The sequence below is a fragment of the Comamonas koreensis genome (assembly GCF_021026195.1).
Taxonomy (GTDB): Bacteria; Pseudomonadota; Gammaproteobacteria; order Burkholderiales; family Burkholderiaceae_C; genus Comamonas; species Comamonas koreensis.
In genome coordinates this window covers 89,842-103,818 of record NZ_JAJNCT010000010.1, presented here as the reverse complement: position 1 = coordinate 103,818, position 13,977 = coordinate 89,842, and the positions used below count along the sequence as shown (strand labels likewise).

Sequence of the window (13,977 nt, the reverse complement as noted above, 5' to 3'; positions counted from 1 at the left end):
TTGCTCCTAGGCCAGGGCCAGTGCGCGCAGGCAGGCCTGGCGGTGCTCAGGCCCGCTGTCTGCTGCCAGATCCGCATGGGCGGCGCCCAAGCGCAGGCCATAGCGCAGGCCTTGCTGGTCGGCCATGACCACCCAGGCGGTCAGGCGCGAGAGCTGGGCCTCGCGTTCTGCCAGACCGCATTGCTGGGCATCCAGCCACAGGTCTTGCTGCGCCTGGTGCTGGTTGTCGCGCACCACAAAATGGCCCGTGCCAGTGGCCAGTGAGGTGGCCGCTTTCTTCCAGACCACCAGCTTGAGGGGATCACCGCGCCGGTAGCTGCGCACGCCATCAAACTCACCACTGCTGGCCCGCAGGCTGGCGCTGGTGCCTGCACCTGCATCGGCCAGGCCCAGCGGCAGTGGCGGAGGGTTGGTTTCGGGGCTGGGGTAGACCAGGGCCTTTTCGGTGGTGCGGAAGACCGTCCACATGCGGAAAACGCCGAGCGGAAAGCGCGTCTCGACCAGCACCGCAGGCAGGCTTTGGTAGCCGCGCTGCTCGGCTGGCGTGCTCAGCTGCATGGGGGTAGTGGCCTGTGCCGCTGCGTCCACTAGGCTCAGTTCGTGGCCTTGGTACTGGCGTATGCCCAGTGCATAGCGGCTGCGGCGGCTGGGGTTGTCCAGGCGCAAATCCAGGCGCAGCGGCTGGCCGGCAAACTGTGCGTCGGGGGCATGCAGCTCCAGCTGCAGGCCCAGCAGGTTACGGTAGCCAATGCCCACGGACACCAGCGCCGCGCCCGTCAGCATGAAGGTCAGCAAAAAACCCAGGTTGAGCTGAAAGTTGATGCTGGTGACCAGCAGCACCAGCAAGGTGAGCGCCAGCATCCAGCCGGCGCGGGTGGGCAGCAGGTAGAGGTTGCGGCGGCTGATGGCATGGCTGCTGGCGCTGGGCAAATGGGCCAGCCACCACTGGCGCATGCGCTGGCGCAGCCGCAGAAAAGGGTTGTAGGCCGGCTGCCCGGCAGCGGCGAAGCGGGCGTTCACGCTACTGCAGCGCCACGCTGTCCATCATCGCGCGGACCTGCTCAACGGCGCTGCGTCCCGAGGTGCTCACGGGCACCATCCGGTGCGCCGTGGTCTGCGGCAGGATGGCCTGCACATCATCGGGCGCCACATAGTCGCGGCCGTGGATCAAGGCCTGCGCCTTGGCGGCACGGATGAGGCCAATGCCTGCGCGCGGGGACAGGCCCTGCACAAACCATTTGCCCGAGCGCGTGGCGGCGATCAGCGCCTGCACATAGTGGATCAGCGCATCGCTGGCGCGCACGCTGCTCACTTCCTGCTGCAGGAACTTCAGCTCCACCGCAGAGGTGAGCGCCGGCAATTGGTTGGCGATATCGCGGTGGCCCTGGCCGGCCAGCAGCTGGAACTCGGCCGCCTGGTCGGGGTAGCCCAAGGAGATGCGCATCAGGAAGCGGTCCAACTGGCTCTCCGGCAGCGCATAGGTGCCCAACTGGTCGAGCGGGTTCTGGGTGGCAATGACGAAGAAAGGCTGGGGCAGCGGGCGCGTGGCGCCCTCGACCGTTACCTGCTTTTCTTCCATGGCCTCCAAGAGCGCGCTTTGCGTCTTGGGGCTGGCGCGGTTGATCTCATCGGCCAGCAAAACCTGGGTGAACACGGGGCCGGGATGAAACACAAATGCCTGCTGCTCACGCTCATAGACCGACACGCCGGTCAAGTCGCTGGGCATCAGGTCTGCAGTGAATTGCACCCGCGCAAACTGCAGGCCCAAGGTGCGGGCCAGCGCATGCGACAGCGTGGTCTTGCCCACGCCTGGTACGTCTTCAATCAGCAGATGTCCTCCCGCCAGCAAACAAGTCAGACAATCCTGAACCTGCGCCGGTTTCCCCACAATCACCGTGTTAAGCTGAGTCAATAATTTTTGTATGGTGTGCTGTGTCTGCATACCAGCACAATAAACGACAAAGGCAGTTAAGGAGACGAAAACTGTGTCCAAGACAGGTTATTTCAGCCATCGTGATTGCTGGCTGCACGACATGGGACCTGCCCACCCGGAATGCGCTGCCCGCCTGGATGCGATTGAAGACCGCCTGCTGATCACCGGGGTGGGAGATGCGTTGGACCGGCGCGACGCGCCCAAGGCCAGCATGTCCGATCTGGAGCTGGGCCATGAGCGCCTGCATATTGCATCGATACGCGGGCTGTCCGAAATGGCGGCCGACAACCAAGCCATTGGCGGCCCGGAAACGCTGATGCTGGACACCGACACTGCCGTCAACGGCGCCACCTGGAATGCCGCGCTGCGGGCCTGCGGTGCGGCGCTGGCGGCTACCGATGCGGTGATCAGCGGCGAGATGGAAAACGCCTTTTGCGCCGTGCGCCCCCCGGGCCACCATGCAACGCGCAAGCAGGCCATGGGCTTTTGTTTTTTCAACAATGTCGCGGTGGCCGCCAAATACGCGCTGATGCGCCACCAGCTCAAGCGCGTAGCGATTGTTGATTTTGATGTGCACCACGGCAATGGCACCGAAGACATTTGCGCGGGCGACCCGCATATTCTGATGGTGGGCATTTTCCAGCACCCGTTCTACCCGCATTCGGGCGACAAGGACCCGGCGGCCAATATGCTCAATGTGCCGGTACCGGCCTATACCAAGGGCATGGACATCCGCGAGATCGTCGAGACCTACTGGATCCCGCGCCTGGAAGAATTCAAACCCGAGATGATCTTCATCAGCGCGGGCTTTGATGCCCACCGCGAAGACGACATGGGCCAGCTCGGCATGGTTGAGGCCGACTACGCCTGGATCACGCACCGCGTAAAGGACATTGCGCGGCGCTTCAGCAAGGGCCGCATCGTCTCTTGTCTGGAAGGCGGCTATGTGATGGCGCCACTCGCGGCCAGCGTGGAAGCCCATATCCGCGTGCTCGCCGATCTGTAAACACCTTCTGAGGACCTGGCAATGACGGACAGCAACCTGCTTGTGCAGACCCGCGATGCGCGCGGCGTGGTGACCTTGTGCATGAACGATGCGGCGCGCTTCAATGCGCTGGGCGATGAGATGTTGGCGGCCTTGCGCGCAGCACTGGCCGCCATTGCGCAGGATCCATCGGTGCGCGTGGTGGTGCTGGCCGCGCAGGGCCGGGCCTTTTGCGCGGGCCACAACCTCAAGGACATGGCGGCCCATCCTGATCGCGCCTGGTACCAGGACCTGTTCAACCGCTGTAGCCTGGTGATGATGGCGATCCAGAAGTTGCCGGTGCCGGTCATTGCGCGCGTGCAAGGCATGGCGACCGCCGCCGGCTGCCAACTGGTGGCGCAGTGTGACCTGGCTGTTGCCAGCAGCGAGGCCAGCTTTGCCACCAGCGGCATCCAGTACGGCCTGTTCTGCGCCACGCCCAGCGTGCCCCTGGTGCGCAACATGCCCATCAAGCAGGCGATGGAGATGCTGCTGACCGGCGAATTCATCAGCGCCGAGCAGGCGCTGGCCCAGGGTCTGGTCAACCGGGTGGCTACGCCCGAGCAGCTGGATGCGGAGCTGGAAACGCTGGTGGCTGCCATCGTCAGCAAGCCCGCTGCTGCCGTGCGCATGGGCAAGGCCTTGGTCTACCAGCAGCGGGAGCTGGGTATCGAAGCGGCCTACCAGGTAGCCAGCCAGTGCATGGCCTCCAACATGATGGACGGCAACGCGCAAGAAGGCGCGCAGGCCTTTGCGCAAAAGCGCAAACCGGTCTGGTCTTAGCCTCAGGCTGCACTCAGCCGCGCGTCCCAGGAACTCTGCCGCTCCTACAAACGGCAGCGCCCTATCGGTGATACGGTACGGAACCAGCATATGCTTGCGCGTATGCTTTTTTTGGACCCTATGAGACCGGCGCATGGATATCTTTGATCGTTTACTTCAGGACTTTGAGCAGGCCAGCACCTGGCAGGAACTGGCTGTTCTGGTGATTTGCATTGGCCTGGCCTGGTTGCTGACGCGCAGCTTTTACCGCCACCGCGATGATGGCAAGCCATCGGTATGGTTTGGCAAAACGGCTTGGGGCGGGGCGCTTTTCCCGCTGTTGGCCCTGCTGTTCACTGCAGCGGCCCGCATGCTGGTAGAGCATTACCAGCCGGTGTTCTTGCTGCGGCTGGCGGTGCAGATTCTGCTGTCGCTGGCGGTGATCCGCCTGGTGGCCCGGGTGCTGGCCAAGACCTTTCCCAACTCTACCCTGGTGCGCCTGATTGAGCGCATCTTCTCGTGGCTGGCCTGGGGTGTGGCGGTGCTGGGCATTCTGGGTGTGCTGCCGCAGGTCATGGCGCAGCTCGATGCCGTGCAGTTCGCCTTTGGCAAGACGTCGATCTCGGTGCTGGAACTGTTCCAGGGGGCGATATCGGTGGGCATGGTGATGCTGGTGGTGCTGTGGATTTCGACCACCTTCGAGCAGCGCGTGATCGACGACATGGTCAAGGACCTGTCGATGCGCAAGATGGCCGTCAATCTCACGCGCATGCTGCTGATCACCATCGGCCTGCTGGTGGCACTGTCCCTGGTCGGGGTCGATCTGACGGCGCTGTCGGTGCTGGGCGGTGCCTTTGGTGTGGGCCTGGGTTTTGGCATGCAGAAGATCGCCTCCAACTATGTCAGCGGCTTTCTGGTGCTGATCGAGCGGGCCTTGCGCATTGGCGACAACGTGCGCGTCGATGGCTTCGAAGGCCGTATCACCGACATCCGCACGCGCTACACCGTCATCCGCGCCTCCAACGGACGCGAGTCGATTGTCCCCAATGAGACCTTGATCACCCAGCGGGTGGAAAACCTCACCGATGCCGACCAGAAGTTCAACCTGACCACCCAGATCGTCGTCGGCGCCGACAGCGATGTCGCCCAGGTGCGCGAGGTGTTGACGAATGCTGCATTGGCGCAGGCGCGGGTGCTGGCCAAGCCCGAGCCCTCGGTGTTCCTGGTGAATTTCGCCCCTGACGGGCTGGAGTTCAGCCTGAGCTTCTACATCAACGATCCGATGAACGGGCAGGCCAATGTGAAGTCAGCGGTCAATATTGCCGTGCTCGAGGGCCTGCGCGCCGCCAAGATCGAGATTCCGTTCCCGCAACGTGTTTTGCATATCCAGAACAATAGCGGTGGTGCAATACCTGCCAGCCAGGGCTGATGAACCGCCAACTTGTGCGGAAAATGGAGGCTGGTGCGCAGCGATGCGCCGATAATTGGTCGTTATGAGCCGCTTGGCTACAAAAAAGCACGGTCGTGCATTTTTGTGCGATGATGGCCTGATCCATGCCCATGGCTGCGTGGCAGCGCCCAAGCGCTGCCACTGGCGCAAACCTATTGAACAACTCAGGAGTCGAGGTTTATGAAAGTACTGGTACCCGTCAAACGCGTGGTGGACTACAACGTCAAGGTGCGCGTCAAGAGCGATGGCTCGGGTGTGGACATTGCGAACGTGAAGATGTCGATGAACCCCTTTGATGAAATCGCGGTGGAAGAGGCCGTGCGATTGAAGGAAAAGGGCGTCGTGACCGAGATCATCGCCGTCAGCTGCGGTGTCACCCAGTGCCAGGAGACCCTGCGCACGGCGATGGCCATTGGTGCCGACCGCGCCATCCTGGTGGAAACCGCAGAAGAGCTGCAACCGCTGGCTGTCGCCAAGCTCCTGAAGGCCCTGGTCGACAAGGAGCAGCCAGGCCTCGTGATCTGCGGCAAGCAAGCCATTGACGACGACGCCAACCAGACCGGCCAGATGCTGGCAGCGTTGGGCGATCTGCCCCAGGCCACCTTCGCCTCCAAGGTCGAAGTCGCTGGCGACAAGGTCAATGTGACGCGTGAAGTGGACGGGGGCCTGGAGACCCTGTCCCTGTCCCTGCCCGCCGTCATCACCACCGACCTGCGCCTGAACGAGCCGCGCTACGTCACATTGCCCAACATCATGAAGGCCAAGAAAAAGCAGCTCGACACGTTGAAGCCAGAAGACCTGGGTGTGGACGTGAGCCCGCGCCTGAAGACCTTGAAGGTGGAAGAACCCGCCAAGCGCGGCGCAGGCGTGAAGGTGCCCGATGTGGCCACCTTGATCGACAAGCTCAAGAACGAAGCAAAAGTAATCTAAGCCTGCCGCTCAAAGGAATACCAAAATGACCGCACTCGTTATTGCAGAACACGACAACCAAACGATCAAGACCGCCACGCTCAACACCGTCACCGCAGCCCTGGCTTGCGGTGGTGATGTGCATGTGCTGGTCGCAGGCGAAGGCGCAGCAGCTGCAGCCCAAGCCGCAGCGCAGATCGCCGGCGTTGCCAAAGTCATCCTGGCCGAAGGCCCGGCACTCAAAGACGGCCTCGCTGAAAACCTGGCCGCGCAAGTGCTGGCTATTGCCGGCAACTACAGCCACATCCTGGCGCCTGCCACCGCATCGGGCAAGAACGTCGCCCCGCGCGTCGCAGCCAAGCTTGACGTCGCCCAGATCAGCGACATCACCAAGGTGGTGAGCGCTGACACCTTCGAGCGCCCCATCTACGCGGGCAATGCCATTGCCACCGTGCAATCGACCGATGCCACCAAGGTCATCACCGTGCGCGGCACCGGCTTTGATGCCGCCGCTGCCACCGGTGGCTCGGCTGCGGTCGAAAACGCAGCAGCCGTTGCCGACAGCGGCAAGAGCAGCTTTGTGGGCCGCGAAGTGACCAAGAACGACCGCCCCGAGCTGACGGCCGCCAAGATCATCGTCTCCGGTGGTCGCGCGCTGGGCAGCGCCGAGAAGTTCAACGAAGTGATGACCCCGCTGGCCGACAAGCTGGGCGCAGCCATTGGCGCCAGCCGCGCTGCGGTGGACGCGGGCTACGCGCCCAACGACCTGCAAGTGGGCCAGACCGGCAAGATCGTAGCGCCCCAGCTGTATGTGGCAGCGGGCATCTCCGGCGCCATCCAGCACTTGGCGGGCATGAAGGACTCCAAGGTGATCGTGGCGATCAACAAGGACGAAGAAGCGCCGATCTTCAGCGTGGCCGATTACGGCCTGGTGGCTGACCTGTTCGACGCCGTGCCCGAGATGGCCAGCAAGCTGTAAACAACGTGCCTGCCACCAGCCCACACCGCAACAGCATCCTGCTGAGCTTGGATGTGATGGGCAGCGTGGTGGCAGACAGCAGCATCTGAAGAAGGCATCCCCTGGCGGGATGCCTTTTTTGTCTGCGCAGCGCACCCCCAAACCAGAAGCAACGATAAGACGAGGAGACAACGATGAGCTACAAGGCACCAGTCAAGGACATGCTGTTTGCGATGGAGCACCTGGCCCGCATCGACCAGGTGGCACAGATCCCCGGTTTTGAAGAGGCGGGGCTGGAGACGGCACAAGCCGTGCTGGAGGAATGTGCACGCTTCAACGAAGAGGTGGTGGCGCCGCTGAATGTGGTGGGCGACCTGCAGCCCTCGACCTGGAAGGATGGCCAGGTCAGCACCACGGCGGGATTCAAGGAGGCCTTTGCGCAGTATGTACAAGGCGGCTGGCAGGGCCTGCAGCACCCGGTGGACGCCGGTGGCCAGGGCTTGCCCAAGACGATTGGCGCGGCCTGTGTGGAGATGCTCAACAGCGCCAACATGAGCTTTGCGCTCTGCCCCTTGCTGACCGATGGCGCGATCGAGGCCTTGCTGACGGCCGGCAGCGATGCGCTGAAATCGACCTACCTGGACAAGCTGGTCTCCGGCCAATGGACCGGCACGATGAACCTGACCGAGCCCCAGGCCGGCTCGGACCTGGCGCTGGTGCGCACGCGCGCCGAGCGGCAGGGCGATGGCAGCTACAAGGTCTTTGGCACCAAGATCTTTATCACCTACGGTGAGCACGACATGGCCGAGAACATCGTGCACCTGGTGCTGGCCCGGGTGGCCGGTGCGCCCGATGGCGTCAAGGGCATCAGCCTGTTTGTGGTGCCCAAGTTCCTCGTCAATGCCGATGGCACGCTGGGTGCGCGCAATGATGTGCACTGCGTCAGCATCGAGCACAAGCTGGGCATCAAGGCATCGCCCACCTGCGTGCTGCAGTATGGCGACCAGGGCGGTGCCACCGGATTTTTGGTGGGCGAGGAAAACCGGGGCCTGGAGTACATGTTCATCATGATGAACGCGGCCCGCTATGCGGTGGGCCTGCAGGGCGTGGCCATTGCCGAGCGGGCCTACCAGCAGGCCGCCGCCTTTGCCAAGGAGCGCGTGCAAAGCCGCCCGGTCGATGGCAGCGTGGCCGGCAGCGCCACCATCATCCACCACCCCGATGTGCGCCGCATGCTGATGACCATGCGTGCCTACACCGAGGGCTGCCGCGCCATGGCCTTGACGGCAGCAGCAGCCTTTGATGCCGCCCATGCCCATCCCGATGCGCAGGTACGCCAGGACAACCAGGCCTTCTACGAATTCATGGTGCCGCTCATCAAGGGCTACAGCACCGAGATGAGCCAGGAGGTGACCAGCCTGGGCGTGCAGGTGCACGGCGGCATGGGCTTTATCGAGGAGACGGGTGCCGCCCAGCACTACCGCGACGCCAAGATCCTGACCATCTACGAAGGCACCACCGCTATCCAGGCCAATGACCTGGTGGGCCGCAAGACGGCGCGCGACGGCGGCCAGGCCGCACGTGGCATCGCCAGCCAGATCGAGCAGACAGAGCAGGCGCTGAAGGCCAGCAGCTCAGGCGCTGCCCAGGCGTTTGCGCGTGCGCTGGCGCAGGCGCGGCAGGACTTTTTGGCGGTGGTCGATTACGTGGTCGCCGGCAGCAAGACTGCGCCCAATGATGTGTTTGCGGCCAGCGTGCCGTATCTGATGCTGGCGGGCAATCTGGTGGCAGGCTGGCAGATGGGCCGGGCCTTGCTGGCGGCCGAGCAGCAGCTCAGCCAGGGCGCGGCTGACAAGGCTTTCCTCGAAGCCAAGGTGACAACCGCGCATTTCTATGCCACGCATATTTTGGTAAAAACCTCGGCATTGCGCGACGAAGTTCTGCACGGTGCGGCCCCGGTGATGGCGCTGCCGCAGGACAGTTTCTGAGCGCCATGCCCCACATCTGAAGCCCCTCTCGCGCCTTGGCCAAGGCGCCTGGGGTCTGCGCCTCCCACAACGCAGAGGGCTTTTGCCATTTGAAGGAGACCTTGTATGTCCAAGCTTCCCGGCGCGTTGCAGAACGTGCCTTTTCCGGTCATCGGCTCGCCGCTGTTCATCGTCAGCAACCCCCAGTTGCTGATTGCCCAGTGCAAGGCCGGCATCGTCGGCTCCATGCCAGCGCTCAATGCCCGCCCGGCCGAGCAGCTCGATGACTGGCTGGCCGAAATCACCGAGACCCTGGCGGCACACAACCGCGCCCACCCTGACCAGCCCGCTGCGCCGTTTGCGATCAACCAGATCGTGCACCGAACCAATGAGCGCCTGGAGCATGACATGGCGCTGTGCGAAAAGTACAAGGTGCCCATTTTGATCACCTCGCTGGGTGCGCGTGAGGACGTGTTCCAGGCCGCCCATTCCTGGGGCGGTGTGGTGATGCACGACATCATCAACAACAGCTTTGCGCACAAGGCCATCGACAAGGGCGCCGATGGCCTGATCGCCGTGGCCGCGGGTGCCGGTGGCCATGCGGGTATCAAGAGCCCGTTTGCGCTGGTGCAGGAAATCCGCGAATGGTTTGACGGCCCGCTGGCCTTGTCGGGCAGCATTGCGCATGGCCGTGCCGTGCTGGCAGCCCAGGCCATGGGCGCCGACTTTGCCTACATCGGCTCGGCCTTCATCGCCACCGATGAGGCGCGCGCGGTGGAAGAGTACAAGCAGATGATCGTCAACTCCAACTCGGACGACATCATCTACAGCAACCTCTTCACCGGCGTGCACGGCAACTACCTGAGCCCCTCGATCCGCGCCGCCGGCATGGACCCGGACAACCTGCCAGTATCCGACCCCAGCTCGATGAGCTTTGGCAAGGACCGCAAGGCCTGGAAAGACATCTGGGGCAGTGGCCAGGGCATTGGCGCCGTCAAGCAGGTGGTGCCCGCTGCCGAGCTGGTGGCCCGGCTCAAGCGCGAGTATTTTGAGGCCCGCGATGCGCTGCTGGCCAGCAGCCCGAGCCGCGCAACTGCCCCTGCACAGGCGGCGTAACGCGCAGATACCAACACCGGCCGCCGGGGCTGAACTTTGGCCTTGCGGCGCTGTCCAATGGCGCTTGTCGGCTATGGTGTGATGCGATGGAGAATCTGTTTTCTGCCCAAGGGCCTGCCCAGCCGCTGCAGCGCCGCCGCTGCCTGGTGTGGGCGGCAGCGGGCTTGGTGGCTGGTCTAGGCCTTGCGACCCGTGCGGCACACGCTGCCGATACCCCGCTACCCGCCGGTGCGCGCAGCATCAGCATCAGCCAGGCGCAGCTGCAGCAGGCGGTCGCTGCCAAGTTTCCGCTGGCCCGTTCCTGGCAGGGCATGGTCGTCATCCAGCTGCAAAAGCCCAGTGTGCAATTGCTGGCAGCCAGCAACAGCCTGCGTGCCGCCTTCGATATCTGGGTGACCGAAAAGCTGATGGGCAACGAATACCCCGGCCAGATGACCCTGGACTTTGGCCTGGCCTTCCACGATGCCGATGCCAGCATTCGCTTGCATAACGTGCGCGTGCAGCAGTTGCAGATGCAGGGCGTGCCGGCTGCCTACCAGGGCATGTTCCAGACCTATGCCCCCCGCCTGGCCGAGCAGGTGCTGCAAGGCCTGCTGGTCTATGAGCTCCCGGCCAGCCAGCGCATGCTGTTGAAAGGCCTGGGCTATACGGTGGAGCGCATGGAAGTGCAGGAGCAAGGCCTGCGCATTGTGCTGGCGCCCAAGACGGCTGCAGCTGCGCCCGCGCGTTAAACCAGGGAATAGGGGTAGTGGGCGGATAAGCCCGGCGCCAGTTGCTCCATCAGCGCCAAGGCTTGCGGCGCCAGCGCCAGACCCTGGTCTTGCGCCGCTTCCAGCTGGGCCATCAGATCGGCCAGTTGCAGCCATTGCCCGGCATCGATGCCCAGCAGTTGGGGCAGGGCATCAGGCCCGGCAGCATGGTCCAGGAAGGCGACGGTTTGCTGCTGGTCACGGCTCAACAGCCAGGCATCGCCGGTGCCCGAGCAGGCAAACACCCACCAGTCCTGGCCCAGATTGGCCAACGGGGCATCGCGCCCCCAGGTTTCTTCGGCGGCGCCCAGGTGGTCCAGCAACACAAAATCGCCGGCGATCTCGGTTGTGGGCAGGCCGTGGCCGGGCATCAGCGCAGGCCAGGCAATGCCGGGCCAGAGCCGCTCGGCGACGGCGGCCGGGGCTTGCAGGGCCAGCATCTCAGTCGTTGCCTTCCTTGCGGGCGGGCGACTTGCCGGTCAAGCGGTCCTTGATGGTCAGCACCCGGGTGACGGCGCTGCCCATGCCCATCAGCTGCAGGGCGGTGTCGGGGTTGAGGCGCTGCACATCGTCAAACCAGGTCATCAGCTTGTCGATCAGGTCGTACATCTCCTGCATGCGCTGCTGGGCGTATTGCTCGTCGGCGGAATGCGTTTCCTGCAGCAGGGCGGAGCGGAGCATCGACTGGGTGGGTTCGATCTCGCGGCGGCGGCGCTCTTCGGCCAGAGTGCGGAAGATTTCCCAGACATCGGCCGGCGCTTCAAAGTACTCGCGCCGGTCACCCGGCTGGTGGCGCATATGCACCAGGCGCCAGGATTGCAACTCCTTCAAGCCCATGCTGACATTGGAGCGCGAGAAGGACAGGCCCTCGGCAATCTCGTCGGCATTGATGGGCTGGGGCGACAGAAAGATCAGCGCATAGATCTGGCCCACGGTGCGGTTGATGCCCCAGCGGCTACCCATTTCGCCAAAATGTGACACGAATTGGCGGGTGAGCTCGGGCAGCGGCGTTTGGGCTTGTTTCATGGCGCTGATTATCGGTTTTTTCTGGAAAAGCTGAAACGCCAGGCCGCCATGGCCCGGCGCTTCGCATAACCGCTGTGTAAAGACGGCAGATTTCGGCCTATCAGCGGGGCCGCCCCGTCAACGGCAGCGGATACAAAGGCGTTACACATGGAGTGGCACTGCGCGCGCGGTGCCACATCCTTGTCAGAACATTGCCGGCCTGCGTTGCAATGGCTTGCCCATTGTGGAGTAGCTGGCCAGAGACTATCTTGCCTACCACAACAACCCATAACAAACGAAATCTGTGGCTGGACATGACCAAAGGAGCTTGCTGTGCTGCCATCGTCTGGCACCACCTGGCGTTCTATGGCCCGATGTCGGATGTCGCAGCGCAAGTCACCCCCGCAATCATTGACTGGCTGGCCGAATATGCGCGCATTGCCGTGCAGATTTTCCTGGTCATGGGCGGCTTTTTGTCGGCGGCCAGCCTGGCGCCCCAAGGGGTAGCCCGCTTTGGCAGCCCCCTGGCCAAGATTGGCCAGCGTGCGCTGCGCCTGCTCGCCCCTTACTCCGTCGCGCTGTTGCTGGCGGTGCTCATCGCAGCGCTGGTGCGGCCCTGGTTTGCCCATGAATCCGTGCCCGCCGAACCCACTTGGCAGCAGTTGATCGCCAATGCGCTGATGCTGCAAGACATCAGCGGTGAAGACGCGCTGTCGGCAGGCGTCTGGTATGTGGCGATTGACTTCCAGCTGTTTGCCGCTGTCACCCTGTTGTTTGCGCTGAGCCGCCGCTGGGCCCGCCAGTGGCTGGGCCTGCAACTGGGCCAGTGGGTGGTGCTGGCGCTGACGGCCTTGTCGCTGCTGGTGTTCAACCGCCACAGCGAACTGGACATGTGGTTTGTCTACTTTATCGGCGCCTATGGCATGGGCATGCTGGCCTACTGGGGCAGCCAAAGCGCCAAGCCCTGGACCTGGACGGCCTGGCTGCTGGCGCTGGGTTTTGTGTCGTTGGAAGTGGACTTCCGCCTGCGCATTGCGGTGGCGCTGTGCGGCGCCGTGGCCCTGCTGTGGCTGATGCGTGTGCCCTCGGATGGCCGCCTGGTCGATTGGCTGGGCCGCCAGGCCCCCGTGCGCTGGCTGCAGTCGCTGGGCCAAATGGGCTACTCGGTGTTTCTGGTGCACTTTTCCATCGTGGTGCTGTGCAACGCGGTGGTATCGCATGTCTGGCCGAGCCAGCCCTGGCTGAACTGGCTGGGCATGGGCCTGGCCTTTGCGCTGTCGCTGCTGGCTGGGCGCGCACTCTACCTGGGTGTCGAGGCGCGAACGCCCAGCCTGCGTTCGGTGGCCCGTTGGGAGCTGGGTCTGGTCGGTGCCGGCCTGCTTGTCAGCCTGGTCAGCGCACGTCTGTCGATGTAAATCGGCTGCCTCAGCGGTGCAGATCGCCAGCCCGCTCGGGCTGGTAGCTGATGCCGGTCACGCGCACCGTCATGGTTTTTCCGCCCACTGACGGCCAGGCCAGCTCATTGCCAATCGACAGGCCCAGCAGCGCACTGCCCACTGGTGCAAACACCGAAATCTTGCTGCTGGTGTCGTCCAGATCCTTGGGGTAGACGAGGGTCAGCTGGAACTGCTTGCCCGATTCGGCAATGTCAAAGTTCACCGTGGAGTTCATCGTCACCACATCCGGCGGAATATCACTGGGCTCCACGATATCGGCACGGGCAATCTCGGCCTCCAGATCCGCCTTGCCGGGGAAGGCACTCGCCGGCATGGCCTCCAGCAGCGCTTCCAAGCGGTCCACATCCAGGGATGACAGGATGAGTTGGGGTTTGCGAGACATGAAAACTTCCTCCGGAGTATGTAATCCCCGAATGTAGGCCATGCCCCATTTCGCACCAAAACGGTGCGAATAGCCCTGGTTTTGGTGGCGCTTGCAAGCGGGGTGGCGATGGCGCACAATGGATAGAAATACTGTATATAAAAACAGTTTTCATGACTGCCCGCCATCCCTCCATCCACACCGTCAATACCGCCCCGCTTGAAGACCCGCAGGCTCTGCAACGCTGCGCGGACGAACTGGATGGGCCCGTGCCAGTGCGCGTGCC

14 protein-coding genes are annotated in these 13,977 nt (G+C 63.5%); 9 read left to right on the top strand and 5 right to left on the bottom strand.

Translation table 11 applies throughout. From position 1 onward, the window contains the following. Positions 1 to 6: 6 nt before the first annotated feature. A complete protein-coding gene (locus LPW39_RS10960) occupies positions 7 to 1,020 on the bottom strand; it encodes a DUF58 domain-containing protein (RefSeq protein WP_230774547.1) in 1,014 nt (337 codons plus the stop codon). A gap of 1 nt (position 1,021) precedes the next feature. After that, a complete protein-coding gene (locus LPW39_RS10955) occupies positions 1,022 to 1,942 on the bottom strand; it encodes an AAA family ATPase (protein ID WP_230774544.1) in 921 nt (306 codons plus the stop codon). Positions 1,943 to 2,033: 91 nt separating this feature from the next. Here LPW39_RS10955 and LPW39_RS10950 point away from each other — a divergent pair, with 91 nt between their 5' ends. The 8 genes from LPW39_RS10950 to LPW39_RS10915 all read left to right on the top strand — a co-directional run bounded on the left by LPW39_RS10950 (position 2,034) and on the right by LPW39_RS10915 (position 10,850). Then, positions 2,034 to 2,939: a histone deacetylase family protein gene (locus tag LPW39_RS10950; protein ID WP_230774542.1), complete on the top strand. Its 906-nt coding sequence runs from the start codon at positions 2,034 to 2,036 to the stop codon at positions 2,937 to 2,939. 21 nt (positions 2,940 to 2,960) lie between these two features. Further along, on the top strand, positions 2,961 to 3,740 hold the full coding sequence (locus LPW39_RS10945) for an enoyl-CoA hydratase (RefSeq protein WP_230774540.1): 780 nt from the start codon (positions 2,961 to 2,963) through the stop codon (positions 3,738 to 3,740). Positions 3,741 to 3,873: 133 nt separating this feature from the next. Then, positions 3,874 to 5,148 (top strand): mechanosensitive ion channel family protein, encoded by a 1,275-nt coding sequence (locus tag LPW39_RS10940; protein WP_230774538.1) that lies wholly within the window; start codon positions 3,874 to 3,876, stop codon positions 5,146 to 5,148. A 201-nt stretch (positions 5,149 to 5,349) separates the two neighbouring features. Continuing rightward, positions 5,350 to 6,099 carry an electron transfer flavoprotein subunit beta/FixA family protein gene (locus LPW39_RS10935; protein WP_133858011.1) on the top strand — a complete coding sequence of 250 codons (750 nt, stop codon included), beginning with the start codon at positions 5,350 to 5,352 and terminating at the stop codon, positions 6,097 to 6,099. Positions 6,100 to 6,124: 25 nt separating this feature from the next. Further along, entirely contained in the window at positions 6,125 to 7,057 is a 933-nt protein-coding gene (locus LPW39_RS10930; RefSeq protein WP_230774530.1) for an electron transfer flavoprotein subunit alpha/FixB family protein, read from the top strand. Between the two features lie 173 nt (positions 7,058 to 7,230). Beyond that, positions 7,231 to 9,024: an acyl-CoA dehydrogenase gene (locus LPW39_RS10925; protein WP_230774528.1), complete on the top strand. Its 1,794-nt coding sequence runs from the start codon at positions 7,231 to 7,233 to the stop codon at positions 9,022 to 9,024. A 105-nt stretch (positions 9,025 to 9,129) separates the two neighbouring features. Then, complete coding sequence (locus LPW39_RS10920; protein WP_133858571.1) at positions 9,130 to 10,119, top strand: NAD(P)H-dependent flavin oxidoreductase; 990 nt, start codon at positions 9,130 to 9,132, stop codon at positions 10,117 to 10,119. 86 nt (positions 10,120 to 10,205) lie between these two features. Beyond that, positions 10,206 to 10,850, top strand: a complete 645-nt coding sequence (locus tag LPW39_RS10915; protein WP_230774526.1) for a hypothetical protein — start codon at positions 10,206 to 10,208, stop codon at positions 10,848 to 10,850. On the opposite strand, the gene LPW39_RS10910 is transcribed toward LPW39_RS10915, so the two are convergent. Beyond that, positions 10,847 to 11,308, bottom strand: a complete 462-nt coding sequence (locus LPW39_RS10910) for a hypothetical protein (RefSeq protein ID WP_230774524.1) — start codon at positions 11,306 to 11,308, stop codon at positions 10,847 to 10,849. The genes LPW39_RS10915 and LPW39_RS10910 overlap by 4 nt on opposite strands. Position 11,309: 1 nt before the next feature. Further along, complete coding sequence (locus LPW39_RS10905) at positions 11,310 to 11,894, bottom strand: GbsR/MarR family transcriptional regulator (RefSeq protein WP_208301110.1); 585 nt, start codon at positions 11,892 to 11,894, stop codon at positions 11,310 to 11,312. Positions 11,895 to 12,103: 209 nt separating this feature from the next. Here LPW39_RS10905 and LPW39_RS10900 point away from each other — a divergent pair, with 209 nt between their 5' ends. Beyond that, complete coding sequence (locus LPW39_RS10900; protein ID WP_330166609.1) at positions 12,104 to 13,288, top strand: acyltransferase family protein; 1,185 nt, start codon at positions 12,104 to 12,106, stop codon at positions 13,286 to 13,288. Positions 13,289 to 13,298: 10 nt separating this feature from the next. On the opposite strand, the gene rnk is transcribed toward LPW39_RS10900, so the two are convergent. After that, on the bottom strand, positions 13,299 to 13,712 hold the full coding sequence (rnk, locus tag LPW39_RS10895; protein ID WP_230774521.1) for a nucleoside diphosphate kinase regulator: 414 nt from the start codon (positions 13,710 to 13,712) through the stop codon (positions 13,299 to 13,301). Between the last annotated feature and the right edge of the window lie 265 nt (positions 13,713 to 13,977).

Coding starts and splice junctions, on each gene's coding strand:
- LPW39_RS10955 (WP_230774544.1), bottom strand. CDS start 1,942: ATGCAGACACAGCACACCATACAAAAATTATTGACTCAGCTTAACACG.
- LPW39_RS10950 (WP_230774542.1), top strand. CDS start 2,034: ATGGGACCTGCCCACCCGGAATGCGCTGCCCGCCTGGATGCGATTGAA.
- LPW39_RS10945 (WP_230774540.1), top strand. CDS start 2,961: ATGACGGACAGCAACCTGCTTGTGCAGACCCGCGATGCGCGCGGCGTG.
- LPW39_RS10940 (WP_230774538.1), top strand. CDS start 3,874: ATGGATATCTTTGATCGTTTACTTCAGGACTTTGAGCAGGCCAGCACC.
- LPW39_RS10935 (WP_133858011.1), top strand. CDS start 5,350: ATGAAAGTACTGGTACCCGTCAAACGCGTGGTGGACTACAACGTCAAG.
- LPW39_RS10930 (WP_230774530.1), top strand. CDS start 6,125: ATGACCGCACTCGTTATTGCAGAACACGACAACCAAACGATCAAGACC.
- LPW39_RS10925 (WP_230774528.1), top strand. CDS start 7,231: ATGAGCTACAAGGCACCAGTCAAGGACATGCTGTTTGCGATGGAGCAC.
- LPW39_RS10920 (WP_133858571.1), top strand. CDS start 9,130: ATGTCCAAGCTTCCCGGCGCGTTGCAGAACGTGCCTTTTCCGGTCATC.
- LPW39_RS10915 (WP_230774526.1), top strand. CDS start 10,206: ATGGAGAATCTGTTTTCTGCCCAAGGGCCTGCCCAGCCGCTGCAGCGC.
- LPW39_RS10910 (WP_230774524.1), bottom strand. CDS start 11,308: ATGCTGGCCCTGCAAGCCCCGGCCGCCGTCGCCGAGCGGCTCTGGCCC.
- LPW39_RS10905 (WP_208301110.1), bottom strand. CDS start 11,894: ATGAAACAAGCCCAAACGCCGCTGCCCGAGCTCACCCGCCAATTCGTG.
- LPW39_RS10900 (WP_330166609.1), top strand. CDS start 12,104: ATGGCTTGCCCATTGTGGAGTAGCTGGCCAGAGACTATCTTGCCTACC.
- rnk (WP_230774521.1), bottom strand. CDS start 13,712: ATGTCTCGCAAACCCCAACTCATCCTGTCATCCCTGGATGTGGACCGC.